The following is a 23,332-nucleotide window of genomic DNA, read 5'->3' on the forward strand; positions in this document are numbered from 1 at the left end:
AAGTGAAAAAGGTGGAAGCTTTTATTGAACAGGCACTCTATTATGCGAGAAGCAATGATGTCAGTAAAGATTATGTGATTAAAGAGTTTGAGTTGAAATCTGTTGTGATGAAGGTGATTCGTCAAAATTCACGAGACTTTATTTTAAAGAAAGTTTCCGTCGATTTAGGTGAAATCGAGGGTTGCTTATTGAGTGATCTAAAGTGGGTTGAATTTATTATTAATCAATTAGTGGTGAATGCCATTAAGTATTCAAAACCTGAGAATGCTGTGGTTAAGATTTCATCAAACGTGCATAATCAGCAAATTATTTTAAGGATTGAGGATAATGGGGTAGGCATTAGTGAGAAAGATTTAGGACGTGTTTTTGATAAAGGATTTACAGGTGAAAATGGTCGCATTTTTGGTAAGTCGACGGGAATGGGACTTTATTTGTGTAAAAAACTGTGTAATAAGTTAAGTATTGGAATTTATCTCGATTCGGAAGTGAACAAAGGAACGACTGTTAAATTGATTTTTCCACAAGGAAATTTATTAATTTTTAAATAATTTCCTCTAAAAATTGCCATACTGTAACTATTAAAGTTGCATTTTAGGTTGTTTTTTAAGGAGGAAGTGCATCAATGAAGTGGTTGAGACTAGTTTTATTTCTATCGGTAGGAGTTTTGATATTATCAGGGTGTGCGAATGAAGTCCCCTCAGAAGAAGTTAAAACGCTGGTTAATCAATTAGTAGAGGATTATCAATTATATTTTCATCAAAGCATTGATTTAAATGATTATTCTGTAGGTGTTTATGAATCAACTGATTTAGCTGAAGAAGACACACAGGTCAATTATAAGGGTGACCGTGTTGGATTAGTGCTAGATCGTGAGCCAAAAGAAAATGATGTGAATCGCATTGTCGGTGAATATATTGAGGGGCAATTAATTGGAATTCGTTTTGATATTAATACAAAAGATAGTGAGTATCACGAACAAAGCTTAGAACAATTAGCCGTGAGTTTTTTAAGTGAGCATCAGTTAGCCGATACCGTATCATTGCTCGATTCATCAAAAGATGGAAATGACGTCATTTACCGATTTGAAGATTTAAATCAACGCATCATTAAAGTTTATGTGAATGAAGATATTCGTCAAGTTGTTGGATTTTTATTAAATGATGGGGCTGATTTATAAAAAAAATCCTGAGTGCATGTGCATTCAGGATTTTTTGACTAGGACTTGAAGTTGGGTGATGGATTTTTCAATCCCATTTTGATCAATACGAGGCATAATCACAAATTCATAAACATCGCTAAGTGGGGTTAGTCGTTGCTTAGAGATAAACTCTTCTAGTTGACTATAATAGATTTTATTGTTTCCATAATGGTCGTCATAAAATAATGTCGCATAGGTTCCCGCTTCTAATGTTGTGTTTGAAGAGGTAGAATCTAATAGTTTAATGAGCATTTGATCGTACTGAACACGATTTTCTGATTTTAAAATCTCATAGTTGGCTTCCAGTACGAGTTCAGAGTTATGACGACCATATTTAGTTTCCATATCAAGTACGACATTTCGGATGTTGATTTCAACTTCAATTTCATTTTTTGAAACGTAGTTGTAGCGAATAAAGTGACGACTGTCTTCGCTTTTTAAAAAGGGTTTATTTAGGCCAAAGGTTTCAACTTCAGATAACCTTGCCTGTAGATTGTTGATGTGTTGTTCAATTTCTTGAAGTTCAATTATTTTTTGTTTGATTTGAAGTTTTTGCTTATTTAAAACGTCTGTTAAAGCGAATAAGTCGAGGTCTTTTTTTATTAATACTTTAATTTCATCTAGTGTCATGCCAAGTGCTTTTCCATGTTTGATGAAGTCAATTTTAACGAATTGCTGAATCGAGTAGTAGCGATATCCCGTTTTAGGGTTAGTATAAGCAGGACTTAGAAGTCCAATTTTATCGTAATGTCTTAATGTTTGGATGGAAAGGTTGTACATGTTCGCAATTTCACCAATTGTAAAATAGGTAGACATGTCTCTTCAACTCCTTAGGCATAAGTTTCGATAGCGTTAGTTGTTAGTTGAGTCATATTGGTTCTGAAATAGAAGGTCAGCATCGTGAAAAGTTCTGAGACGAGTAGACTTGCCCAAATACCATGAATGCCAAAAAGGAATGACAGGATGAGTAGGACAACGGGTAAAAAGATGATACAGCGACAAGCACAAATCCAGTTTGAGTATTTTGGTTGTTCAATCGCTTGATAATAGATGGTAGTCGCTAAATTGATGCCAATTACGGTGAAGGCAAGGTTGACGATATTAAGCCCGATATAGGTCATATTAATAATTTGTGCATCTTGGGTGAAAATACTGATCATTTGACGTCCTAAGAAGAAACAGAGCCCAATAAAGATGAGATTAATGATACAAGATGTGATAATGGTTAATCGATAGTATTTTAACATGGTGTGAGGTTCTTTGGCTCCAAAATGGTAGCTTAAAAGAGGTTGTGCTCCGAATGCTAAACCAAGTAATAGCATGTAGATTGGAGTGGTCAGGTAGTTGGTGATGCTGTATGAGGTGATGGCTTGTTCACCAACGGTTTGGATTAGGGCGATGTTTGTCAGAAAGATAATAATGGAAAAGGCGGCTTCAGCAAAGAAGGATGGGAATCCAATACTTGAAAATTCTTTGATGACGGTAAAGTCTAATTTGACGTTTCCAAAGCTTAGCGATCCACGTTTTTTGATGAAGTGTGGAAGTAGAATTGCTACGGTTACGATTTGTCCAAGCCCTGTTGCGATGGCAGCACCACGTAATCCCATTTGAAGCGGGAAAATGAAGAGATAATCAAGGGTGATGTTAGTGATGGCTCCAAGGATGGTTGCTATCATCGCTAGTTTTGGACGACTGTCATTTCGGATAAAACTATTTAAGGCAATTCCAATGATGTTTGGAATGCAAAATAGTGAATAGAATCTGAGGTATGTTTTAGCATCGCTCATTAAATCAGGGGTTGCACCAAGTCCTTTGACAATAGGACCTGTGAAGATAACACAAATAAAACTAATCACCAAGCTAATGATGAGTAAAAATTTAAAGACTTGCCTAAACAGGTGGTTAGCTTTTTGGGGGTCATTGTTTCCGAGATTTTTGGAAATTAAAGCGCCACCACCAACAGCAAACATAGTTGCCATTCCAAATAACATGATGGTTAGAGGAATGACAAGATTAATGGCAGCCAGGGCTGTGTCTCCAACTCCAGCTCCGATGAAGATTCCGTCAATGACGGTGTATAGGGAAGCTACGAACATGGCTAGTGCTGAGGGAATGGCATAGCTTAAAAACTTTTTAGTCATTTTATCAACTCTCCTTTTCTATCATGTTTTATTGTAAACTGTATAGTAAGTGGAGAGTCAATGACTTTTTTAAAAAAGCAAAAGGACGGAGTGCTTTTGCAGGTCAATTAATCTAGATTAAGCTCATCTCTTAAGGCATTAATTTCTTCTTGTAAGGTGACAAGGCTGTTGTAAATATTACTGATATCGGTTTGAAAGGCCGCTTGACGTTTTTTAGTATTGATTTCATTTTGACGCGCTTGTTGGAATAGGGTTTGTTCGACAATATTCCCAATGGTGACTCCAATGTCGATTAAGGCACCTCCCACAAGTTGTTGCTCATTAGTATTTAATTGAGTTGCGATTAAAATAGAAATGACAGTAATGACAAGAATATATTCAATAGGGTCTAATGCCCCAATAAAAGCAAAAAATTCAGAGTTGGTAAATCCATAGAGATAGTTTGTTTTATCTGGTGAGTAGTATTCATAATTACTAGATCCTAAAAGAAAAGTATCAGGGCTTATTTTTTTTGAACCTGCTGTTCCTCCAATGCCACTGCCTACAATTCCAATTCGCTCATCAGTATCATTGGATGAAGTCGTATTAGCTGAATTAGTACTAGCCGAAGTCGTATTAGTTGAACAATCACAAGATGAAGCAGTCTGATTTGAAGAGGCATCAGATGAAGTAGAGGTGTTAGAGTTACCGTTAGACGTAGAGGATTCAGTTGAACAAGAGCGAACATCAGATTTATTTTGAAGGGATGATTGGGAAAGCAGTGCTTGTGTTTGTGAAATAAATAAATTCATATCATCGATTTTATCTGATAAGGCTTCAATCAGTTGATGGGTCATTTCTTCTTCGGGTGTAGATTCAGGAATTTCTTCTACGGTCTTATTTAATTTTGAACGAAATTGTTTTAATTGACTCTCTTTCACGCTCATCCCCTCTTTTCATAAAAATTCAAACTAATTCACTTATAGCATATGCCTAATAGTCTTAACATGTCTTCCAAGTTTTTATAAAAGTGATTTTAACGGATTAAAAAAAGCACTAATCAGTGCCTTTTTTAGTCCTAAAGAAAATGAAGATATGATATAGCAATAAGACTAGATCATTAGGAAATGCTGTCCTATCTATCAATGATTTTTATCTTGTTTGAGTAACGATTTAAATTTCATTATTTTAAGATATTTTCTAATCCAATTCGATTAATATTCACATGGATATCGAGTGTGACATCTAAGTTTTTTATAAAATCGGCATAGTTATCTCTAATTTTTGGATATGCTTTAGCATCTTTTTTCCAAACTTTATCACCTATCCTAAATAAATCAACATTAAATTCTTTCATTGACTTGGTGATGGTTTGCTCACAGTCAAATTTAATTTGATTTTCAATTTCTTTTTCTAATTGCCGGATATCGTCATCATTTAAGCTATTTACGTTATCGGCAAACGTAAAGGCTTTGATATCTCCTTGGGTTTTAATGATTATTTTTAAACTAAATTGATCTCCTTCTTGTTCAACTTTAATAGTTGATTTTAAGTTGTAGAGTGATACATTAGCATATTTAAGTTTTTCTATCTTTGCCGTGTAATGAGTTGAATCAAGCTTATTTCTAATTATAGCCAGACCCTTTGTTTCATTTTGATTAAGATAGCCAATCAATTTTTTATTGAGAAATAATGCCGTGCCATCAAGTTTAATTGGAGCAGTATTTGAAATTTCGGAAGATGAATGACTATCATTTTTTTCACTAGAACTTCCATTGACAGCAGTCTCGCTACTAGATTTCTCTTGTGTTAAAGAAACAACTGGTAAAATAGGAGAAAGGGTTTTGCTAAGATATCCTTGCATCGCTTCGAGGTAAGAGAGTTCTATCCCTTCCCCTGTAAGTCGAGAGTTTTTTAATAAATTAGTAATCCCGACAGCAGGAGTAATCCCTTCTGTGATATTTAACTTTAATAATTCGGAAGCGGGGCCTTTAGTTGTGACAATCATTAGATTAGCACTCGTTTCGCTAAAGTTACTTAAAAAATCCATGATTTCTTGGAAACAGTTTTTTGAAGCAGATTCTCCTAAAATAATAATACGTGTATCTCCATAAAAGAAACTATTACCAATCGATAATGTTGCATTTTGTAAGGCTTCATACATACTTTCCCCTGTAGCATTTACTAGTTTGGTATTGGATTGAGTAGGATCAATGGTAGTGGGACTACTTCCTCCCTGTGGTGTAAATAGTTGAATAGACAAATTGTATTCACCATTTTGGGCATCATAATCTATTCCTATAACCTCTACAATTAATCTCTCACTCAGAGGTTTTATATTGGTGCAGGCTGTTAAAAAACAGAAGATAAAAGAAGAGAAGATTAGTTTTTTTATCATGAGTAAGATTCCTTTTTAAAAATTTTTTGGATGATAAGCAATAGTAGAGGGAAAAAGATGAGACAAGTGATAAATAGGACCGTATGAATAAGAAAAATAGATTCTGCTAATGAAATATTAAAGAAATAATTACGATATAGGCTGACAATAAATAAAATGATTGAAGTCATTAAAAGAAGAAATTTATGATATTTAGCAGGAACTAAATATTTTAAGAGATGGATAGATAACCACAGATTTAAAGAGATTCTAATAAATCCGGTAAAGACCCAAATCCCCATATATAAGGAATCAAGTCTTTGGAAAATTGAAAATTTAGCGACAGTTGCAATAGAGTAGGAGGGATATTGTTGGACATAGGCGTATTCGCCAAGAACAGCAATTGTCATGAAGATTAAGAGTGCGTGTGACACGGTGTAAGATCCTAAGAATCCACCAACCACTTTTTTATTACTTCCATTAAAAAACGGCAGTAAATAAATAAGCGCAACTAATTCGATATTTCTAATTGAGATGGTCCATGCACGTTTTATGATGGTTAAGATTGGATTTTCTAAAATGGGTCTAAAATTATCAAAATCAATATTAGACATGGAAAAGAAGGTAATAAGAAGAATCCCTATAATAATCATGGGTAAAAGGAGTGAAGCTGTTTTGGCGATTGTTTCTAGTCCATTTATGGCAGCATACATGCAAAAAATTAACATGCTAAACAGAATAATTGCCGAACTAGTAGTTGGAAAAATAGTAGTTGTCATAAAGGTTCCAAACTCGGTTAATGAAATAAAGGTAGTGAGAATAAAAAAGACAAAAAGTACAAGATAAATCAGCTTATTTAAAAATGGAGAAATATCTTGAGCGATTGCCATAAGGTTACGTGAATGATTTTTTTTTAACAATAAAAATACAGGAATTAAAAATAGTAGGTTGATTATATCAGCTATTACAATGGCGTATAAACTGGTTTCTAGTGCTTGTTCACTATTGGTATAGGTTAAAAGTGAGTAGTGTCGACAGAAGAATAATAATATGACTAATTGGGCGGTACTCAATGGTTTTTTCATGGATATCATCCTTATCTTTAGTCTTCATTAGATGAATGGTTAACATTATCCATCGAAGAATTCGTGTGCTTAAGACTAAACCTCAATATTGTATCTTTTAGGGCTTTAAATTTTAATGGACTTAATGGAGTCATATAAGAATAACCTGTATTATGGAGAGCGCATAAATTGATGAATAGTCCGCATATACCGAGTGCAATCCCGTATAAACCAAGAGCAGCTCCTAATAAAATAAAAGTCATTCTTAAAAAAGAGGATGGAACATGTAATGAAGGGATAACAAATTCTGAAATGGCTGTTAGTGCAATAATCATGACCATTGGTGTACCGACAAGTCCAGCTTGAACAGCAGCATCACCTATTACCAAAGCACCAATAATACTAACTGCGGTCCCAACTGGCCGAGGTAGACGCAGTCCAGCTTCACGCATAATCTCGTAGATTAAGGCAATGATTAAAGCTTGATAGATTAAAGGAAAAGCAGTTGTTTGCTCTGAAGTAGCAATTCTGTAGAGTAAGATTTCAGGCAGTAGTTCGGGATGATGATTTCCAAGTGCAACATAGAGCCCAGGTAGTAAGGTAGTGAGGATAAAGGCAATATATTTAATGATACGTAGAAATGATACGTAAACAGGTTGAGTCGTATAATCGTCAAGATTTTGAAAATGATCAGAAAAAAAGAAAGGTAAGAAAATAGCGAAGGGTGACCCATCTACTAGAAGCACAATTCTTCCTTCTGAAAGTTTAGAACAAACAAAATCTGGTCTTTCGGTTGTACCGATGTCTGAAAAGATTGAAAAGGGTTTACCTTCTAAAAAGGGAATCAGGTAACCTGTATCCAGAATAACGTCTAAATTGATTTTATTTAGCCTATCCTTAATATAAGCTAATAATTCAGGATCTGCTTTATCGGTTAAATACATCAGACAAACATCTGTGTTGCTCTTTTTTCCGACTTGTAGTAATTCAAATTTTAAATGATTAGATTTTAATCGTCGTCTAACCATTGTCATGTTAATTCGAATGACTTCACAAAATCCCTCCCTAGAACCGCGTATATTAGTTTCACCTGACGGTTCATCGGGGGATCTAAATGCATAGCCGACCATAGAGAATGCAATGGCTTCTTGATATCCATCAATTAGAATGGTGACTGATCCGGACATAATCATATGAAAGATTTCCTCATAAGTTGAAATCTCCTTAATATCAACTCCCATCGCGAGGTGATCTTTAATAAATGAACTTAGATTTGTTTTTTTTATGTCGTTTAATTCTAAGTTCATCATTGGGGCTAGAACCATTTCAGATAGCTGAGTCATATCGACCATAGATTCTATTGTAATAAATGCAATCTTTCGTCCTTTAATCGTCGTCTCTTTTATAACTAAATCAGCCGAATCATGATATTTTTCTTTTAATCTTTGGAGCGTTTCAGTTAAATTCTTTGAAAGTAGTTCAGCGTTAGTACTTGAATGAGCGGGTTTATATTGATAAAGTGAGGGGTTCTTCAAATAAGATAGTTTACTTCGGATAAATTTGAACATATCGTCACCTATTTTCATTTTTTGTCTATATATTTTTTGAATTATTTAGAAATCTATTCTAAAAAAGACAATAGAAGATATGAATTACCATAAAATTTTCTTTAAATTTGTGTCATGTGACAATAATGAAAGATTCGATTTCTCTTGCTTCAACAGATAAACGGGATTTTAATTGTTTAAATTTCTTGAATAAAAAAATATGTTTTTAACATGATATTTACGACATTCCAAGTATTTCTACATTTAAATTAGCGAATTCATTGAATCTATTTATGAAAACCTTTATAATAGGAGTGATATAAAAGGAAATAATTTGAAAAAGAATGTATATACTTAAATGGTATTGGGGATACCTATTAGTATCGAAATCTTTAAGTAGAAAGTGGGGTTTCTGTTAGAACTTAACAGGTGATTTTATGAGAATTATTGAAATGGATAGGTTAGTTAAAATTTATGATGAAGTTGATACAGTGGGGAGTCCCTCGTGGTATACTAATTTATTAGAGTTGGCTTGCGGTTTTTTTGAATATAAAGTGAATGAAAATACTTGGTACGTAACGGAAAAAGTGAAACAACTTTTAGATGTTGAGGGGCATTCAAATCGTCATTCTAAATCTCAAAGTTTATTTGAAAATGAATCAATCAATGAAATCATTGAAAGTTTTTTATTGAGTCCAGAGGTTATTCTGACTCAGGATTTATTACTTCGTCATAAACATGAGCCATGGGAAACGTTAATGATAAAATGTGCAAAAGTGTTTGATGATGACAAAGTGTTAGTTGTTCAGGGGATGATTATTGATGTCACCAATAAAAAGCGCCATGATGTCATCGATGGGCAGTTAGAAAAATTACAGGCACTTGGTCAATTAACTAGTGGGGTTAGTCACGACTTTAATAATCAGTTAAATGGGATTTTAGGTTATGTAGCGCTCATGAAAACGATGACAGAAGATGAAACATTGCTTCGTTATATGGATGGGATTGAGCGATCAGTTCGTCATTCAACTGAATTAACGCGTCAGCTATTAGCTTTTTCACATAAACCGGAAAGTAAACGAATGAATATCGATTTAGTTCCCATCGTAAAAGATACAGTTAATATGTTAAAACATACGATTGATCGTCGAATTTGTATCGATTTACAAATTGAACCAGATGAATATTTTATTTTAGGGGATTCTTCGCAGCTTAATAATGCGATTTTAAATTTATGTATTAACGCTCGAGATGCTATTAAAGGTCAGGGGAGAATTGAATTAGTTTTAACACATGCTCAAATGGAGAGCATTCCTGGAAATCTTTTGAATACAAATATTACGCCTAATGACTATGCTATTTTAAAAATCACAGATACCGGTTGTGGAATTGAAGAACGTTTACAACATAAAATCTTCAAACCATTCTTTACAACAAAAGAAGTAGGAAAAGGAACCGGAATGGGACTTGCAGGAGTTGTCGATGCGATTCGCTCACATAATGGAGCACTTACATTAGAGTCAGTCGTTGGGAAAGGAACAACATTTACACTGTATCTTCCAATCAATCATGGAATTGAAGAAGTCATTAACGAAGAATCTATTCCACGGGGTGCGGGGAAGATTTTATTAATTGATGATGAACTATCAAATCTTGAAATTACGGAGGCGTTACTTGAGAGTTTTGGATATAGTGTGGTTGCTTTTTCAGATCCAAAACAAGCCGTTAAACATTATGCTAAAGCAGCAAATCAATATGATTGTATCTTGCTCGATGTTATCATGCCTGGTTTAAGTGGCGTGGAAGCTTTTAAAGCGATTAAGCTCATTAATCCGGATGCTAAAGTTATTTTATTAACGGGAGTTAGTGATCGTTTTGAGTTAGATTTCATTTTACGTCATGGAGTAGATGCATATGTTCCAAAACCGGTAGACCACTATACGTTATCAAGTGGTGTTTATAGTGTTATCAACCCTAAACCATTCGATGTTAAACCAATTAAAGCAGAACAGTTAATTGAGTTATCAATGTCTTTAAATATTTCATATGCTTTAGAACGCATTGCAGGAAACGTTAGGTTATATTTACGCATCGCTCATAATTTTAGAAAACATTTCTATATGATTGTAGAACATCTACCTCAGTTGATTGAATCGAACTTAGAAGATGCTATTCGAACGGTTCATACGATTAAAGGGTTATCCGCACAACTAGGAGCAGATGAGTTATACGAATATAGTCGTGAATTAGAATCTGCTTTAAAAGCTGAAGCGGGATTTGAAGATATTTTAAGTATCTTCCTCGAAGAGTTCATGGAAGTAACAGATGAACTAGGGCGTATTGAAGACCAAATTAAACGATAAAGGGTAGAGTTTATACTACCTTTTATTTTTGGTTATACATGGATAATATGTGGATTTTATTTGAAATTTTAAGGGTTTGTGAAGTTCTTTTTTGAGCTATTATTCTAAACAGATGAAATTTGTGGTATAATAACAGAAAAAATTAAATATTGAGGTGTCATTATGATTTACCTATTAGTCATAAGCTTTTGCTTTATTTTAGCGGTAGTAATTACGCCGTATGTGATTAAATTGGCTCATTTTACGAATGCAGTTGACCAACCAAATCAACGAAAAGTTCACAGTAAAGTGATGCCACGAATGGGAGGACTCGCTATTTACATTGCCTTTTTAATTGGATACATGGTATTCAATGTAAAGGGAAAGGCACTGGATGCGAGTGAGATTGCATTTATTGATGCCTACTTTATTGCCTCATTTGTCATTATCGTCACAGGAATGCTCGATGATATGTTTGAACTTCCAGCTAAACCGAAAGCATTGGCTCAACTAGTTGCAGCACTCATTATGGTCTCATACGGTCATTTTATGATTGATAAAATCTACTTGCCGTTTATTCCTGTTATTGATTTAGGCTGGTTAGGCGGAATCGTCACAGTTGTTTGGATTGTTGGGGTGACCAACTCGATTAACTTGATTGATGGATTAGATGGGTTGTCTTCTGGAATTTCTGCGATTTCATTTGGAACCATGGCGTTTTTAGCAGCTTTTCAAGGAGAACTTTTTGTTGCAACGATGTGTTGTTTATTACTAGGATCAACTCTTGGATTCTTAGTGCATAATTTCCATCCAGCTAAAGTGTTTATGGGAGATACAGGATCATTATTTTTAGGATTCTCAGTTTCTGTCTTTTCTTTACTTGGATATAAAAATGCAGCATTCGTCTCATTCATTGTTCCAATTATCGTTTTATCGATTCCAATTTTCGATACGCTATGGGCCATTATTAGACGTACATTAAATGGTCAATCACCGTTTGCACCAGACCGTGGACATGTTCATCATCAATTACTAGATCGTAATTTAGGGCATGTTAAAAGTGTTTTAGTGTTATATGGAATTGCTTTATTATTCTCGTTAACAGCTATTTTATATACTGTTTCATCGAAATTCTATGGATTAGTTATGTTAGTGATTGCGATTGTTGTTGTTGAGTTAGTCTTTAACACAACGGGGTTATTTAGATCAAAATCAAAAAATAAGAAGAAGGCAGAGGAGAAAGTTGAGGGAACGACCTCTTCTGTTGAATAATAGAAATCATGATAACTTAGAGGTGGAGAAAAATGAGAAAACCAATTATTGCTGGAAACTGGAAAATGAATAAAACACGAGATGAGGCGTTACAGTTTATTTATGCGGTTAAAGATAACGTTGTATCATCAGAAACTGTTGAATCAGTTATTTGTGCACCATTTCCATATTTACGTTGTTTAGTGAAACGTCAAGGAAATGCACTTCGTATTGGAGCACAAAATATGCACTTTGAAGAAAATGGTGCTTATACAGGTGAAGTTGCTCCGGATATGTTAAAAGGAATTGGTGTCTCTTATGTTGTGCTTGGTCACAGCGAGCGCCGTGAAATGTTTAATGAGACAGATGAAACAGTTAATAAAAAAGTTCATGCTGCTTTCGCGAATCATTTAATTCCGATTGTGTGTGTCGGTGAATCTTTAGCGGACCGTGAAGGTGGGACAACAAATGAAGTTGTCGATACTCAAACGGTGAAAGCTTTAGAAGGATTAACGCCAGAACAAGTAAAAAATGTTATCATTGCTTATGAACCAATTTGGGCTATTGGAACGGGGCGTACTGCAACAGCTGCACAAGCAAATGAAACCATTGGTTATATTCGCTCAGTTGTTGAACGAGTATATGGAACAGAAGTTTCTGAAGCTGTACGCATTCAATATGGTGGATCAGTTAATCCATCAAATATTAAAGAGTTAATGGCTCAAGAACATATTGATGGAGCATTAGTTGGTGGAGCATCACTTGATCCTCAATCATTCTTAGCTTTAGTTAATTATCAAGGATAAACAAAAGACGTTAGGTGGTAGGCCTAACGTCTTTTTCTTTAATGAGCTATGTATTTAAAAGAGAAGAAAAACACCTTCAATGCCAATCATTTAAGGTTTTCAAAGATATTATATTTTTTTGGATGAGTATTGTAGCCTAGTAGAGTGGATTAACATAACTTATGCTTAGATAGTTGTTACCGGTTGATTGATAGGCATTAATACGTCCTGTTATAACAGAATAGATGGTATAAATGATGATAAAATGACGATGGGAATTTAAGAAAACAAGAGATGAAAAATAAAAAAGATGCCTCTAGTTAGAAATGGCATCTTTTTATTTATTATTTTTCGTGATTACGAATGATGTTAACATCGCATTTTGCATGCTTTACAATATCGAATGAGACGCTTCCAAGTAAGAAACGGTCAAATCCAGATTTATTACTTGCTCCACATACAATTAAGTCTACCTCATATCCCGGAGCAATAACTTCAGCAATTGCAAGCCCTGGTGATGAACTATACGTTTGGACAATCTCAACCTCTTTAACGCCTTGATTCAAAGCCATTTCTTTGTATTTCTCTAATTCTTCATCCATGTAATTTGAGAAATCTTGTTTGAAAATATGAGTGGTTGATAACATTCCAGTTGGATCAATTGGAGTATAGATAATGGTATTTTTTTTAATATGACAAATCGTCAATTTTGAATTAAATACAACAGCAGAATGTATAGCAGAGTTGAGGGCTAATTTTGACTTTTCACTATCATCAACGGCCACTAAGATATTACGATACATGCTGTATCCTCCTTTCGATAGGAACTTCCTAATCTACTATTATTATACACCAAAATAAAGTAAAACGCTATCATTATTTACCTATATATGGTATATAACTAGTATATTCCTTATTAGGAGGATTATTCATTCAATGATTCGTCTAATTCCTTGTTTTTCTTCTCCAAAAAAATCGTGAATAAAATCAATAACACCGCAAAAATAATTTCTCCAGTTGTTGAAATAACCACATGAGGCATCCATTCATCTACAAAATGAATGATCCAAAGTGATGTCAAGAAATCAAGTGTACGATCCAAACGCATCATATTTTGTTTTGAGAGATTCAGTCCAGTACTGAGTGCATGGGTTACAAATTTTTCGAGAGCTTCGATTGGAAAGCTTAATAACATAATAAGAGCTAAATAAGAAAATAATGCCCAGATAGAATTATATTTGATACCAGAAAACCATAACAGTCCAAGAATCGGAAGAACCATGGCAGCCCCTAAGAGCAAAATTCCAGCACTATAGCCCAGAATATTTTTTAAGATTTTCACTTCATACTCCTCCATATAAAAAAGGTAACATCTGTTGATGTTACCTTTAATTATAGCATGATTCTTATAGTTTGATAATTTTAACTTCACCTGGTTGTAAATGAACTCTTAAATTTCCATTTAAATCAAATTCATGAACTTCGCGTCCCCATTCATGTGTTGAATACAGTAAACGTCCTGTTAACCAGTTGTTACCTGATTGATAACGTAAATCTTCAATATGAACGGTTACATCGATTGGAGAGTACATGTTTGTACTAGCGACAATAATGAAAAGATTATTGTTGAAGTGTCCACGTTTTCCGTCTTCGATATAACCGAATCCAATAGCAGGATCAGACAGACGATCAAATCCAAGTCCAATGAAGTTTTCAACATTAGTGAAGGTTTCTAAATGCTCATTACGGATTTTTGAGATAGCGTCTAATGTATCAGGAATATCCCAACGCATATGATTTAAGTAATGAAGTGCAAATTTATCAAATAAGGCTAATTTACCGAAGTAACGGTCTCCTGCTGGTAACATGTATTGCTCATTATCACGACAATCGAGTCCAGTGTTCATAGGTTGTGTTTCATAAACCTCTTGACCAGAGTTGATAAAAGGAACTCCATTCGGCATAAACATATTCATAATCGTTAACATTTTAGATAATGTACGTCCACCTTCGCGTGCTGCAAGACGTGGAGTATCATGTGTTTCACCACCTGCGAATACTGGGCAAGGTAAGTGACGAGATTCATACATAAAGTTATGAGTACGGTGTTCTCTGACACGTGGTTCTTGGTAGAATCCGTAACCGATGATCATGTTATAACCGATGTTACGAGATGTCCAAGCATTTTCATCTTGTAATTCTTCAGCAATGAAGCAGAAGTCTTTATCATTTGCACGAGCATTTGAAATAATACGATCAACAAGTTCTGATGGTAAAGCATGTCCCATATCGATACGTGCTCCATCAATTCCGTATTGTTGTTGATAGAATGGAATCACGTTTGATAATGTTGCCCATAAGCCTTCATTAATCACATTTCCTTTATAAAGGTTTGATTTGATTGTATCGAATAAAATGTATGGAGCAGGATTTGCACCACCTAAATATTTTTGACTTTCAACTGGATGATCCATATACATACGGAAGAATGTAACATCAGTCCATGGTGGTTGAACGTCATTGATATGATCTGAGAAGGCTGGAGCCACTGTTAATCCGAAGTCACGTTTAACTAGGTCTAAAATAGAAGCACCTTCTGTTTGTTTGTATTCTTCAACTAAACGATCCCATTTCTCTGAATCGATTATATTTGGAGCGTATGAGAATTTGCGAATATGATTCCATACTTGTTCTGATTGATAAACATATGGTAAAAATTCTGGTTTTGGTGTTAACGTATCTCCAAGACCTGGTACGTAAGGTGGATAATACTCATGGAATGTATCCGTGTATACCCAATAGAACCAATCTGGATGTTCAACAATTAAGTCACTTTCAACCGAGTTAGTACGTGGAATAATATCAATCATGACTTTCATATCTAAGATATGGCAAGCTTCAACGAAAGCTTGGAATTCTTCTTCGACTGTCATATTTGAACCTGTCATTGGATCTTTTAAACTAGGATCTAGTTCAAAGAAGTTACATACCCCATAAGGAGAACCCAGTTCACCTTTTTTATCTTTTAAAGAGAATTTTGAAATAGGTAACATATAAACTGTATTAACACCCATTTTTTTAAGTAGTGGTAAAAGGGCTAATGATTTAACGAATGTACCTGTCTCTTTTAATCCATAAATGTTTTGACTTTCTAAATCACCACTGCGATCATGATCCCATGATGTTGAAGTACGAACCATCATCGAATAAACAGTTGCTTTTTTAATCCAATCTCCACCTAAATATCCTGGTTTATCTACGAAAGAATGATGTAATTGGCTTAATGATTGATTATAATTAACGCCTTCTTCAGCTTTTGGTAAGATATATGATTCAATGACGCGACTATAGAAATTATATGGATTAACCATAATTTCCCCCCAACTTGTGCGCACCACTTCGTCCCCATCATAATTCCATGCATTCCATAAATCTGGAACCACATAATTATAAACTGATACATTGTTTATTTGATTTTTTAGAATATCGAGTAATTGTTTTAATTTGCTTCCCTCTTTTGCTGGTTGCGCCATTACTATTCCTCCTTGTCTCCATTTATACGTCTCATTATAGCATCTACATGTAAAAAAAAGTATAAATATAAGCGATTTCAAACAATCTTGTAACCGATTACCCATTTGAAGTGAAACGATTGAGTTTGAATTGGAAGAGTTGAAACTGTAGTCTTTTGTAAGGAAACATCAGAATATGTAAAATATAATGAAGGTTTTAAGAAAATGTCTAATTTTCTTGTTTGAAATGTTAGCAATCGTCCTAAACTATATAAGTCTAGATTAGTTTTTCAAACTTGGAAAACTTTTGCTTTTGAACCTGAAATCTCTTTGGATCCAAAAGCTAGAGTACGGAATTGATTTTAAAATACAAAAATCACGTTTATTTATATAGAAAGAATCATTTTTGATGGTGAGGTGAGTTAGATGATCTATCCAATCTTGATTTCAAGATTTTTTAAAAGCTATCAACCCAAGACGAAACAACTATTAGAATTTTATAAAAAACAGGCGGAACAGATTACCGATCCAACCTTAAAAAAAGAGGCACTGGCTAGTTTAGAGAGTAAATCATTTCATTGTTATGGGGCTTCTTTTTATGCCTCTTTAGTTTCAACTGAATCTCAATTTGAATATTTAAAATTTATGACTGCCTATCAGACAATCTGTGATTATCTTGATAACCTCGTCGATCAAACGAAACTCATTAATGAAACGAACTTTAGACGATTACATCAAGCCTTGATAGATGTGTTTAAAATAAGTGACCCAACACTAAATTATTATCAATATCAAACGCAACAACTCGATGGAGGATATCTTATTGGACTCGTTCGAATGTGTCGCAAATGTTTGCATCAAATTCCTCACTATGACCTATATGCAGCTTGGTTAACTAAATTAGCTGCTCTTTATGTTGATTTACAAGTTTACAAACACCTACATGTCAATGAGCGTGAAATCAAGCTTAAACAACTTGTTGCGACACAAAAGAGATTAAGAGGGGATCTAACTTGGTATGAATTTAGTGCGGCTTGTGGCTCAACACTTGGGATTTTTACGATGGTTGCTTATGCAATGAATCAGTCAAAATACAACGTTCGTCCTGAGGTGATTTTCAATTGTAGTTTTCCATACGTTCAACAATTACACATCATGATGGATTATTTGATCGATTTAAATGAAGATATCCGAGACGGAGAACTCAATTTCTTCTCCTACTATGATACATATGAAGAAGGAATAGACACCCTTTTAAAAACGTATCAGAGTGCTCAAAGAAGTGTTAAAGCTTTACCAGAGGTTAAGTTTCATCAGACGATTAACGATGGTCTTTTCGCCTTATACTTAGCAGAAGGTATAAAAAAAGAACCGAAACTACAGTCGGTTCAAAAACAATTATTAAAGCCTCTTGGGTTTAGAGGAAAGTTTTTATATTATCAAGCATCTAAATTTGTGCGATAAAGCAATGACTTTATCGCACTTTTTCAATGGCTACAATAAATGGGGCAGTAGGGCGATTGACAAACTGATACTGTAAAACTTGTGTCGTTCCTGAATCAAGTGTGGCTAAGCAGTCTTCTAAAAAATGACGTTCAACTTTTCCTTCTTCATGTCCGTGATAAATCACTAAAATAATCAGTCCATTTTTCTTAAGTAGCGATAACATATCAGTCACAGCTTTCCACGTTGTTTCACCAGTCGTTGTAATCGATTGATCGCTACCAGGTAAATACCCTAAGTTGAAGATGGCTGCACTGATTTCTTCCGTGACATAATTTAAAACATGTTGATGCCCATCAAGGATTAATGAAACATTCTCAAGTTTTGCTTCCTCAAGTTTTGCCTTCGTACTATCGATGGCCTCTTGTTGGACATCAAAACTAAATACTTTACCAGACTCCCCAACAAGTTTTGCCAAAAATAAGGTGTCGTATCCATTACCAGCTGTGGCGTCGATTACTGTTTCTCCGGCAGAGACAATTTTTTCCAATAGAGACTTTGAGAAAGGTAAGACGCGTTCAAGTGTTAGAGCCATTACACTTCCTCCTTCTTATACAGACGTCCTTGGTATGTATGACGTTCTTTCAAACGAGCATCAATCGCATTTAAGACTTCCCATTTTTTTAAACTCCACATTGGACCAATTAATTCTTCACGTACGGCATCGCCCGTTAAGCGATGAATGACCATTTCAGGTGGTAGAATTTCTAATTGATCGACGACTAAATCGATGTATTCATCTTTATCCATCAATTGAAGCATTCCTTTATCAAGCATTTTGTGCATTGGTGTTCCATCGATGACATGGAGTAAGTGAATCTTAATTCCTTGAACGTCAAGTTTCGCAACAGCTTTTGCTGTTTCAAGCATCATTTCACGTGTTTCTCCTGGTAATCCATTAATAATATGGATAATCACATCGATGTTATGTTTGCGAAGTTTTTCAACTCCCTCGACAAGCGTTTTAAAATCATGCCCGCGATTAATTAATTTTCCAGTTTGATCGTGCATCGTTTGAAGCCCCAGTTCAACCCATAAATTCACGCGTTGATTTAACTCACCTAGATACTCAACCACATCATCTGGTAAACAATCTGGACGCGTTCCGATTGAAAGTCCGACAATATTCGGATCACATTCTAAAACGGCTTCGTATTTTCGTTTTAACACCTCAACGGGAGCATGAGTATTGGTAAAAGCTTGGAAGTAGGCGATATATCCCGCTTCAGGCCATTTTTGATGCATCATTTCGCGCACTGAATTAAATTGTGTTTTTAAATCATCTTCAGGTTTTCCGGCGAAGTCTCCACTCCCTTTTGTACTACAAAACGTACATCCACCGTACTTGACAGTACCATCAATATTCGGACATGTAAATCCAGCATTGATCATAACCTTAAAGATTTTTTGATTATATTTTTCACGTAAATGATAATTTAACGTGTGATATCGTTTGTCTGAATAAGAATATTGAAAAGGATTATCCATGATAACGTCTCCTATCTAATCTAATATATCGTCGTATGTTTATGAATCTTAGCCTAAGTCAATCTAGAGTGAAGGATCAGATTTATTAGGCATTTAGTCATCTCTCTTTCATTATTTTATCATACTGAACAAAATCTTTGAAATTTAACACGGTTTTTATCGTAGAATTATTAAAAAATGTTGTATTTTATGAAAGTTTTGATATAATCTTTCTTATAATAACTTATAAAGCTATGAAGAGGACTAGTAGTAAGGATGTCTGTTTTAGAGAGCGAATGGTTGGTGGAAATTCGCACAGAACACTTGTGAACTCACCTTGGAGTTGCAGTTGTGAAACTTTAGTAATGGCTGCCGTATTTCTTGCGTTAAAAGAATGGAGAGGTAAGACTGGTTTTTTGTCTTACAACTAAGGTGGTACCGCGTTTATGACGTCCTTAGAACTTTCAGGGTACTTTTTTTTATGCCTTAAAATGAAGACCTTTCCTTTATTAAGGTATAAAAAAAAGTAATAGACACAAATTATTAGGAGTTATTTCTAATAATTGGGATTATAAGTTATGCATTGAACAGGTTATCGTTCATCTGAATTTGCTTTTAAAAAGTCAAATTTAGACTACAATAAAAATTTGCTCAAAAACTGGAGAAAGTCTTTAAAGAAGAGAATCTTTTTTCAACGGATGAGCCCACAGGAGGAATTCGTCATGGCATTTGAACACAAACAAATCGAGAAAAAGTGGCAAAACTATTGGCTTGAAAATAAGACATTCAAAACGTCTGAAGACAAGTCAAAACCTAAATTTTATGCATTAGATATGTTCCCATATCCATCAGGAGCAGGGTTACATGTTGGTCACCCTGAAGGATATACAGCGACTGATATCGTATCTCGTATGAAACGTATGCAAGGATACCGCGTTTTACATCCAATGGGATGGGATGCATTCGGTTTACCTGCTGAGCAATATGCATTAAACACAGGAAATGATCCTCGTGAATTTACAGATATCAATATCAATACATTCCGTAACCAAATTCAATCATTAGGCTTCTCATATGATTGGGATAAAGAGTTAAATACAACAGATCCAAAATACTACAAATGGACACAATGGATTTTTACTCAATTATATAATATGGGATTAGCTGAGATTAAAGATATCGAAGTTAACTGGTGTGAAGGGTTAGGAACTGTTTTAGCAAATGAAGAAGTTTTAAATGTCGATGGTAAAATGGTGTCTGAACGTGGAGAGCATCCAGTCATCAAAAAGCCTATGAAACAATGGGTTCTTAAAATTACACACTACGCTGAGCGTTTACTTGAAGATTTAGATGGTCTTGATTGGACTGAAAGCATTAAAGATATGCAACGCAACTGGATCGGGAAAAGTGAAGGGGCTTTAATTAACTTTAAAATTGAGGGTCACGAAGAATCATTCGATGTATTTACAACTCGCCCGGATACAGTATTTGGTGTGACTTATGTGGTATTAGCACCAGAACATCCATTAGTATCAGTGATTACAAGCGATGAGTGCCGTGCATCAGTTGAAGCGTACCAAGAAGCATCTAAAGCAAAATCAGATTTAGAGCGTACAGAATTAAATAAAGAAAAATCAGGTGTTGCAACAGGTGCTTATGCGATTCACCCAATCACAGGAGATTTAGTTCCAATCTGGATTGGAGATTACGTATTAGCAAGCTACGGTACAGGAGCTGTTATGGCGGTCCCTGCACATGATGAACGTGATTTTGAATTTGCTAAAAAATATGATTTACCAATGAAAGCTGTTTTAGAAGGTGATATGACAGAAGGTGCCTTCACAGGAGATGCTGCACACATTAATTCTGACTTTATCAATGGAATGAACAATACAGATGCAAAAGCTGCTGTCATTAATTGGTTAGAAGAAAATCAAAAAGGATCTCGTAAAGTTAACTATAAATTACGTGACTGGTTATTCTCTCGTCAACGTTATTGGGGAGAACCATTCCCAGTTATTATGTGGGAAGATGGAACAATGTCAGTTTTAGAGGCAGACCAATTACCACTCGAGTTACCGGTTATGGATAACATTAAACCATCTGGAACTGGAGAATCTCCACTTGCAAATGCGAAAGGATGGTTAGAAGTTGTACGTGAAGACGGAGTTAAAGGTCGTCGTGAAACAAATACTATGCCACAATGGGCAGGAAGCTGCTGGTACTACATCGGATATATCTTAAAACAAGAAAATGACTATGTGGGATTAAATACAGAAGAAGCAAAACAATTATTAAAAGAATGGTTACCAGTTGATTTATACATTGGTGGAGCAGAGCATGCCGTTTTACACTTATTATACGCACGTTTCTGGCATAAAGTATTATACGATTTAGGAATTGTTGAAACGAAAGAACCATTCCAACGTTTATTCAACCAAGGAATGATTTTAGGTGAAAATAATGAAAAAATGTCTAAATCTAAAGGAAACGTTGTAAACCCAGATGATATCGTAGAATCACATGGTGCAGATACATTACGTTTATATGAAATGTTCATGGGACCACTTGATGCTGCGATTGCCTGGTCAACAGAAGGGTTAGATGGAAGCCGTCGATTCTTAGATCGAGTTTGGCGTTTATTCGTGACTCCTGAGCACACATTAGCTGAAAAAGTAGTGGCTGAAAATGATGGTAAATTAGATAAAGTTTACAATGAAACAGTTAAGAAAGTCACAGAAGATTATGAAAAATTAAGCTTCAATACAGCTATCGCTCAAATGATGATCTTCATTAACGAATCATATAAAGCAACAAGTATTCCTCGTGAATATGTAGAAGGATTCGTCAAATTATTAAATCCAATCGCTCCGCATATGACAGAAGAAATCTGGTCAGTTTTAGGACATGAAGAGACAATGACATATGAAGCATGGCCAACATATGACGAAGCAAAATTAGTTTCTGATACGATTACAATTATCGCGCAAGTTAACGGTAAATTACGTGGACGTATCGAAGTGCCGGCTACGATTTCTAAAGAAGAAATGCAAGAAGTAGCAATGGCAAACGAAAATGTTCAAAACTTTATTTCTGGAAAAGAAATCGTGAAAGTAATCGCGGTACCAGGAAAATTAGTCAATATTGTTGTAAAATAATGAAATTTAAAATCCCTCTGAAGACTATTTCGTTGGAGGGATTTTTTATATTGGGTTTGAGTTGCCAAAAATGATGATAGATTATCGCATAGTATGTCAGCTTGAATAAAATATTAAAACTAGATAGATATTATAATAAAAAAGCATTCTCATCAAAATTGAGAATGCTTTTTTTGTTATTTTGTTAAGATGTATTGTTCTAAATAGTGAGCAACACCACTCTCTTTGTTTGATTTGGTTGTGGTATTGGCTGCTTCTTTTAATTTGTCAATGGCATTGTCCATGGCAACCCCAACTCCGGCATACATTAACATTTCAATATCGTTATCTCCATCTCCAAAGGCGATGATATCTTTTGGCTCAATATTATAATATTTTGCTAGTTTTTCAATTGCTGTTGCTTTATTCGTATCTGATTTAAAGACTTCGATAATATTATCATTGTCTCCGTCCCAGTTACGGCATGTAATGATATCAGAGTAATGTTCACGTAAAAAGGCCATGACTTCTTCTGCCATTCCTTTTTTCGTTTCAAGTAAGAAGCCATTTGGATGCTCATCTAATGTTTCTTTAAATGGTCCAAATTTAACTGACGTACAGGTGTCAATATGGAACCAATCACGGATTGTATCACCTTGATGTAAAACATATAAGTGATCTTTGTATTCACAAAATGCATTGACGATGTAATTTTGTAATTCTGAATCGAATAATGTAATAATAACTTCTGTTGGAATTTGAGCTAAGATATCTTCAAATGAATCATCTTCAGGATGATGTATATATGCTCCATTAAAGTTAATAATAGGTGTATCGAGACCTAATTCTTTATAAAAATGTAATGAAGCACGAGCTGGTCGTCCTGTTGCAATGACAACGATATGACCTTCTTCTTTAGCTTTCATTAAAGCTTCTTTTGTTTTAGGATCGAGTGATTCCCAGCTTTGTAAAGCAGTCCCATCCAAATCTGTTACGATTAATTTTTTGTTCTCCATTTTAACACCTCCG

At 34.7% G+C, this 23,332-nt stretch carries 19 protein-coding genes and 1 other annotated feature; of the genes, 7 read left to right on the plus strand and 12 right to left on the minus strand.

Going from position 1 to position 23,332, the window contains the following annotated elements; genetic code table 11:
* Both QWC74_RS08865 and QWC74_RS08870 read left to right on the plus strand, forming a co-directional pair.
* Window positions 1-548, plus strand: a 548-nt coding sequence (locus QWC74_RS08865) for an ATP-binding protein (protein ID WP_288993983.1), incomplete at its 5' end; no start/stop codon positions are given.
* Window positions 549-622: 74 nt separating this feature from the next.
* Entirely contained in the window at window positions 623-1,177 is a 555-nt protein-coding gene (locus QWC74_RS08870; RefSeq protein ID WP_006783433.1) for a hypothetical protein, read from the plus strand.
* Between the two features lie 24 nt (window positions 1,178-1,201).
* On the opposite strand, the gene QWC74_RS08875 is transcribed toward QWC74_RS08870, so the two are convergent.
* The 6 genes from QWC74_RS08875 to QWC74_RS08900 form a co-directional block, all read right to left on the minus strand.
* Window positions 1,202-2,014 carry a helix-turn-helix domain-containing protein gene (locus QWC74_RS08875; RefSeq protein WP_006783432.1) on the minus strand — a complete coding sequence of 271 codons (813 nt, stop codon included), beginning with the start codon at window positions 2,012-2,014 and terminating at the stop codon, window positions 1,202-1,204.
* A gap of 14 nt (window positions 2,015-2,028) precedes the next feature.
* Complete coding sequence (locus QWC74_RS08880; protein ID WP_006783431.1) at window positions 2,029-3,339, minus strand: MATE family efflux transporter; 1,311 nt, start codon at window positions 3,337-3,339, stop codon at window positions 2,029-2,031.
* A gap of 107 nt (window positions 3,340-3,446) precedes the next feature.
* Window positions 3,447-4,259, minus strand: coding sequence for a hypothetical protein (locus QWC74_RS08885; protein ID WP_006783430.1), 813 nt, complete (start codon window positions 4,257-4,259; stop codon window positions 3,447-3,449).
* A 242-nt stretch (window positions 4,260-4,501) separates the two neighbouring features.
* Window positions 4,502-5,716: a Ger(x)C family spore germination protein gene (locus QWC74_RS08890; RefSeq protein ID WP_006783429.1), complete on the minus strand. Its 1,215-nt coding sequence runs from the start codon at window positions 5,714-5,716 to the stop codon at window positions 4,502-4,504.
* Entirely contained in the window at window positions 5,713-6,780 is a 1,068-nt protein-coding gene (locus QWC74_RS08895) for a GerAB/ArcD/ProY family transporter (RefSeq protein ID WP_006783428.1), read from the minus strand. The genes QWC74_RS08890 and QWC74_RS08895 overlap by 4 nt, the downstream gene beginning before the upstream one ends.
* 17 nt (window positions 6,781-6,797) lie before the next feature.
* Window positions 6,798-8,327: a spore germination protein gene (locus QWC74_RS08900; protein WP_006783427.1), complete on the minus strand. Its 1,530-nt coding sequence runs from the start codon at window positions 8,325-8,327 to the stop codon at window positions 6,798-6,800.
* 416 nt (window positions 8,328-8,743) lie between these two features.
* On the opposite strand from QWC74_RS08900, the gene QWC74_RS08905 reads away from it, so the two are divergent.
* From QWC74_RS08905 to tpiA, 3 genes are all read left to right on the plus strand, one after another.
* Window positions 8,744-10,669, plus strand: a complete 1,926-nt coding sequence (locus tag QWC74_RS08905; RefSeq protein ID WP_006783426.1) for a response regulator — start codon at window positions 8,744-8,746, stop codon at window positions 10,667-10,669.
* A gap of 162 nt (window positions 10,670-10,831) precedes the next feature.
* Complete coding sequence (locus QWC74_RS08910; RefSeq protein ID WP_006783425.1) at window positions 10,832-11,920, plus strand: glycosyltransferase family 4 protein; 1,089 nt, start codon at window positions 10,832-10,834, stop codon at window positions 11,918-11,920.
* Window positions 11,921-11,952: 32 nt separating this feature from the next.
* Window positions 11,953-12,705 carry a triose-phosphate isomerase gene (gene tpiA / locus QWC74_RS08915; RefSeq protein WP_006783424.1) on the plus strand — a complete coding sequence of 251 codons (753 nt, stop codon included), beginning with the start codon at window positions 11,953-11,955 and terminating at the stop codon, window positions 12,703-12,705.
* Between the two features lie 323 nt (window positions 12,706-13,028).
* On the opposite strand, the gene QWC74_RS08920 is transcribed toward tpiA, so the two are convergent.
* The 3 genes from QWC74_RS08920 to QWC74_RS08930 form a co-directional block, all read right to left on the minus strand.
* A complete protein-coding gene (locus QWC74_RS08920) occupies window positions 13,029-13,487 on the minus strand; it encodes a universal stress protein (protein ID WP_006783423.1) in 459 nt (152 codons plus the stop codon).
* 122 nt (window positions 13,488-13,609) lie between these two features.
* Complete coding sequence (locus tag QWC74_RS08925; protein ID WP_006783422.1) at window positions 13,610-14,026, minus strand: YrvL family regulatory protein; 417 nt, start codon at window positions 14,024-14,026, stop codon at window positions 13,610-13,612.
* A 64-nt stretch (window positions 14,027-14,090) separates the two neighbouring features.
* On the minus strand, window positions 14,091-16,217 hold the full coding sequence (locus QWC74_RS08930) for an alpha-amylase (protein ID WP_006783421.1): 2,127 nt from the start codon (window positions 16,215-16,217) through the stop codon (window positions 14,091-14,093).
* A 405-nt stretch (window positions 16,218-16,622) separates the two neighbouring features.
* Between QWC74_RS08930 and QWC74_RS08935 the strand changes: the two genes are divergently transcribed.
* Complete coding sequence (locus tag QWC74_RS08935; RefSeq protein ID WP_006783420.1) at window positions 16,623-17,660, plus strand: DUF2600 family protein; 1,038 nt, start codon at window positions 16,623-16,625, stop codon at window positions 17,658-17,660.
* Between the two features lie 10 nt (window positions 17,661-17,670).
* Here QWC74_RS08935 and QWC74_RS08940 read toward each other — a convergent pair whose 3' ends face one another.
* Both QWC74_RS08940 and QWC74_RS08945 read right to left on the minus strand, forming a co-directional pair.
* Complete coding sequence (locus QWC74_RS08940; protein WP_006783419.1) at window positions 17,671-18,234, minus strand: class I SAM-dependent methyltransferase; 564 nt, start codon at window positions 18,232-18,234, stop codon at window positions 17,671-17,673.
* Window positions 18,234-19,187 carry a TIGR01212 family radical SAM protein gene (locus tag QWC74_RS08945; protein WP_006783418.1) on the minus strand — a complete coding sequence of 318 codons (954 nt, stop codon included), beginning with the start codon at window positions 19,185-19,187 and terminating at the stop codon, window positions 18,234-18,236. The genes QWC74_RS08940 and QWC74_RS08945 overlap by 1 nt, the downstream gene beginning before the upstream one ends.
* A 224-nt stretch (window positions 19,188-19,411) precedes the next feature.
* Window positions 19,412-19,626, plus strand: a binding site (T-box leader).
* 262 nt (window positions 19,627-19,888) lie between these two features.
* On the opposite strand from QWC74_RS08945, the gene leuS reads away from it, so the two are divergent.
* Window positions 19,889-22,324, plus strand: coding sequence for a leucine--tRNA ligase (gene leuS, locus QWC74_RS08950; protein ID WP_006783417.1), 2,436 nt, complete (start codon window positions 19,889-19,891; stop codon window positions 22,322-22,324).
* A gap of 176 nt (window positions 22,325-22,500) precedes the next feature.
* On the opposite strand, the gene QWC74_RS08955 is transcribed toward leuS, so the two are convergent.
* Window positions 22,501-23,319: a Cof-type HAD-IIB family hydrolase gene (locus QWC74_RS08955; protein WP_006784295.1), complete on the minus strand. Its 819-nt coding sequence runs from the start codon at window positions 23,317-23,319 to the stop codon at window positions 22,501-22,503.
* Window positions 23,320-23,332: the final 13 nt, after the last annotated feature.

It is taken from the genome of uncultured Turicibacter sp. (genome assembly GCF_938044715.1).
Classification (GTDB): domain Bacteria; phylum Bacillota_I; class Bacilli_A; order MOL361; family Turicibacteraceae; genus Turicibacter; species Turicibacter sanguinis.

What these genes read in the sequence shown, in the direction of transcription:
- leuS (WP_006783417.1), top strand. Translation starts at nt 19,889, where the DNA reads ATGGCATTTGAACACAAACAAATCGAGAAAAAGTGGCAAAACTATTGG.
- QWC74_RS08870 (WP_006783433.1), top strand. Translation starts at nt 623, where the DNA reads ATGAAGTGGTTGAGACTAGTTTTATTTCTATCGGTAGGAGTTTTGATA.
- QWC74_RS08875 (WP_006783432.1), bottom strand. Translation starts at nt 2,014, where the DNA reads ATGTCTACCTATTTTACAATTGGTGAAATTGCGAACATGTACAACCTT.
- tpiA (WP_006783424.1), top strand. Translation starts at nt 11,953, where the DNA reads ATGAGAAAACCAATTATTGCTGGAAACTGGAAAATGAATAAAACACGA.
- QWC74_RS08940 (WP_006783419.1), bottom strand. Translation starts at nt 18,234, where the DNA reads ATGGCTCTAACACTTGAACGCGTCTTACCTTTCTCAAAGTCTCTATTG.
- QWC74_RS08890 (WP_006783429.1), bottom strand. Translation starts at nt 5,716, where the DNA reads ATGATAAAAAAACTAATCTTCTCTTCTTTTATCTTCTGTTTTTTAACA.
- QWC74_RS08895 (WP_006783428.1), bottom strand. Translation starts at nt 6,780, where the DNA reads ATGAAAAAACCATTGAGTACCGCCCAATTAGTCATATTATTATTCTTC.
- QWC74_RS08920 (WP_006783423.1), bottom strand. Translation starts at nt 13,487, where the DNA reads ATGTATCGTAATATCTTAGTGGCCGTTGATGATAGTGAAAAGTCAAAA.
- QWC74_RS08910 (WP_006783425.1), top strand. Translation starts at nt 10,832, where the DNA reads ATGATTTACCTATTAGTCATAAGCTTTTGCTTTATTTTAGCGGTAGTA.
- QWC74_RS08930 (WP_006783421.1), bottom strand. Translation starts at nt 16,217, where the DNA reads ATGGCGCAACCAGCAAAAGAGGGAAGCAAATTAAAACAATTACTCGAT.
- QWC74_RS08880 (WP_006783431.1), bottom strand. Translation starts at nt 3,339, where the DNA reads ATGACTAAAAAGTTTTTAAGCTATGCCATTCCCTCAGCACTAGCCATG.
- QWC74_RS08900 (WP_006783427.1), bottom strand. Translation starts at nt 8,327, where the DNA reads ATGTTCAAATTTATCCGAAGTAAACTATCTTATTTGAAGAACCCCTCA.
- QWC74_RS08905 (WP_006783426.1), top strand. Translation starts at nt 8,744, where the DNA reads ATGAGAATTATTGAAATGGATAGGTTAGTTAAAATTTATGATGAAGTT.
- QWC74_RS08945 (WP_006783418.1), bottom strand. Translation starts at nt 19,187, where the DNA reads ATGGATAATCCTTTTCAATATTCTTATTCAGACAAACGATATCACACG.
- QWC74_RS08955 (WP_006784295.1), bottom strand. Translation starts at nt 23,319, where the DNA reads ATGGAGAACAAAAAATTAATCGTAACAGATTTGGATGGGACTGCTTTA.
- QWC74_RS08935 (WP_006783420.1), top strand. Translation starts at nt 16,623, where the DNA reads ATGATCTATCCAATCTTGATTTCAAGATTTTTTAAAAGCTATCAACCC.